The organism is Mycobacterium sp. NPDC006124 (assembly GCF_040614235.1).
In the GTDB taxonomy this organism is placed as follows: domain Bacteria; phylum Actinomycetota; class Actinomycetes; order Mycobacteriales; family Mycobacteriaceae; genus Mycobacterium.
Genome location: NZ_JBEXUA010000037.1, coordinates 2,018 through 5,319 on the forward strand (window position 1 = coordinate 2,018; position 3,302 = coordinate 5,319).

A 3,302-nucleotide genomic window follows, 5' to 3' on the forward strand; every position below is an offset into this window, starting at 1 on the left:
GGTGTGGGTTGTTGTGGTGTAATTTCGATTTTGAAACAATTGGTTTTTGTGTTGTAAGTGTTTAAGGGCGCATGGTGGATGCCTTGGCATCAGAGGCCGATGAAGGACGTGGGAGGCTGCGATATGCCTCGGGGAGCTGCCAACCGAGCGTTGATCCGAGGGTGTCCGAATGGGGAAACCCAGCACGAGTGATGTCGTGTTACCCGTATCTGAATTCATAGGGTGCGGGAGGTAACGCGGGGAAGTGAAACATCTCAGTACCCGTAGGAAGAGAAAACAACAGTGATTCCGTGAGTAGTGGCGAGCGAAAGCGGAGGATGGCTAAACCGTATGCATGTGATACCGGGTAGGGGTTGTGTGTGCGGGGTTGTGGGACCATATTTTCTGGGGCTACCTCCTCAGAGGGCAGTAAGAAAGTGTCGTGGTTAGCGGAAGTGGTCTTGGGATGGCCTGCCGTAGACGGTGAGAGCCCGGTACGTGAAAACTCGACGCCTGCCTTGATGTGTGTTCCCGAGTAGCAGCGGGCCCGTGAAATCTGCTGTGAATCTGCCGAGACCACTCGGTAAGCCTGAATACCTTCTGATGACCGATAGCGGATTAGTACCGTGAGGGAATGGTGAAAAGTACCCCGGGAGGGGAGTGAAATAGTACCTGAAACCGTGTGCCTACAAGCCGTCAGAGCCCTCTCTTGAGTGGGGTGATGGCGTGCCTTTTGAAGAATGAGCCTGCGAGTCAGGGACATGTCGCGAGGTTAACCCGTGTGGGGTAGCCGCAGCGAAAGCGAGTCTGAATAGGGCGTATCCGAGTCAGAGGACTTGGTGTAGTGGTGTGTTCTGGACCCGAAGCGGAGTGATCTACCCATGGCCAGGGTGAAGCGGCGGTAAGACGCCGTGGAGGCCCGAACCCACTTAGGTTGAAGACTGAGGGGATGAGTTGTGGGTAGGGGTGAAAGGCCAATCAAACTCCGTGATAGCTGGTTCTCCCCGAAATGCATTTAGGTGCAGCGTTGCATGGTTCTTGCCGGAGGTAGAGCTACTGGATGGCCGATGGGCCCTACAAGGTTACTGACGTCAGCCAAACTCCGAATGCCGGTAAGTCAACAGTGTGGCAGTGAGACGGCGGGGGATAAGCTCCGTGCGTCGAGAGGGAAACAGCCCAGATCGCCGACTAAGGCCCCTAAGCGTGTGCTAAGTGGAAAAGGATGTGCAGTCGCGAAGACAACCAGGAGGTTGGCTTAGAAGCAGCCACCCTTGAAAGAGTGCGTAATAGCTCACTGGTCAAGTGATTGTGCGCCGATAATGTAGCGGGGCTCAAGCACACCGCCGAAGTCGCGGCATCCGCAAGGATGGGTAGGGGAGCGTCCTGCACGCCGGTGAAGCCACCTAGTGATGGTGTGGTGGAGGGTGTGGGAGTGAGAATGCAGGCATGAGTAGCGATAAGGCAAGTGAGAACCTTGCCCGCCGAAAGACCAAGGGTTCCTGGGCCAGGCCAGTCCGCCCAGGGTGAGTCGGGACCTAAGGCGAGGCCGACAGGCGTAGTCGATGGACAACGGGTTGATATTCCCGTACCCGTGTGTGCGCGCCCGTGACGAATCCATTCTGCTAACCGTCCAAAACCAGGATTACCGATCACCTTCGGGTGTGAGGATTTCTGGGGCTGCACGGGACCCGGGTGGGTAGTAGTCAAGCGACGGGGTGACGCAGGAAGGTAGCCGTACCAGTCAGTGGTAATACTGGGGCAAGCCCGTAGGGAGAGACCTAGGCAAATCCGGGTCTCACACATCCTGAGAGGTGATGCATAGCCGAGTGAGGCGAATTCGGTGATCCTATGCTGCCGAGAAAAGCCTCTAGCGAGCACACACACGGCCCGTACCCCAAACCGACACAGGTGGTCAGGTAGAGAATACCAAGGCGTACGAGTGAACTATGGTTAAGGAACTCGGCAAAATACCCCCGTAACTTCGGGAGAAGGGGGACCCCTTACTGTCATGGCCTTCGCGGCCGGCAGCGGTGGGGGGTCGCAGAAACCAGTGAGAAGCGACTGTTTACTAAAAACACAGGTCCGTGCGAAGTCGCAAGACGATGTATACGGACTGACGCCTGCCCGGTGCTGGAAGGTTAAGAGGACCGGTTAACCCCTCGGGGTGAAGCTGAGAATTTAAGCCCCAGTAAACGGCGGTGGTAACTATAACCATCCTAAGGTAGCGAAATTCCTTGTCGGGTAAGTTCCGACCTGCACGAATGGCGTAACGACTTCTCAACTGTCTCAACCATAGACTCGGCGAAATTGCACTACGAGTAAAGATGCTCGTTACGCGCGGCAGGACGAAAAGACCCCGGGACCTTCACTACAACTTGGTATTGGAGTTCGTTACGGTTTGTGTAGGATAGGTGGGAGACTGTGAAACTCACACGCCAGTGTGGGCGGAGTCGTTGTTGAAATACCACTCTGATCGTATTGGGCTTCTAACTTCGAACCGTATATCCGGTTCAGGGACAGTGCCTGGTGGGTAGTTTAACTGGGGCGGTTGCCTCCAAAAAAGTAACGGAGGCGCCCAAAGGTTCCCTCAACCTGGACGGCAATCAGGTGTTGAGTGCAAGTGCACAAGGGAGCTTGACTGCGAGACGTACATGTCGAGCAGGGACGAAAGTCGGGACTAGTGATCCGGCACCCCCGAGTGGAAGGGGTGTCGCTCAACGGATAAAAGGTACCCCGGGGATAACAGGCTGATCTTCCCCAAGAGTCCATATCGACGGGATGGTTTGGCACCTCGATGTCGGCTCGTCGCATCCTGGGGCTGGAGCAGGTCCCAAGGGTTGGGCTGTTCGCCCATTAAAGCGGCACGCGAGCTGGGTTTAGAACGTCGTGAGACAGTTCGGTCTCTATCCGCCGCGCGCGTCAGAAACTTGAGGAAACCTGTCCCTAGTACGAGAGGACCGGGACGGACGAACCTCTGGTCTACCAGTTGTCACACCAGTGGCACGGCTGGATAGCTACGTTCGGACAGGATAACCGCTGAAAGCATCTAAGCGGGAAACCTCTTCCAAGACCAGGTTTCTCACCCTTTTAGAGGGATAAGGCCCCCCGCAGACCACGGGATCGATAGACCAGACCTAGAAGCCCAGCAATGGGTGCAGGGAACTGGCACTAACCGGCCGAAAACTTACACACACCCAAGAACACCAATTGACTGGGAAACGTGTACACCACATTTGCACCCCGCGTGCACTCGCAACCACACACCGTCCACGAATCGGACAGACCACACCCCACCACCAAATAACACCAGTGGGGCACACAAA

1 rRNA gene is annotated in these 3,302 nt (G+C 56.0%); it reads left to right on the plus strand.

The window, feature by feature from the left end:
* The first annotated feature begins 51 nt into the window (after positions 1–51).
* A 23S ribosomal RNA gene (locus ABZ195_RS28560) occupies positions 52–3,171 on the plus strand.
* The last annotated feature ends 131 nt before the right edge of the window (positions 3,172–3,302 follow it).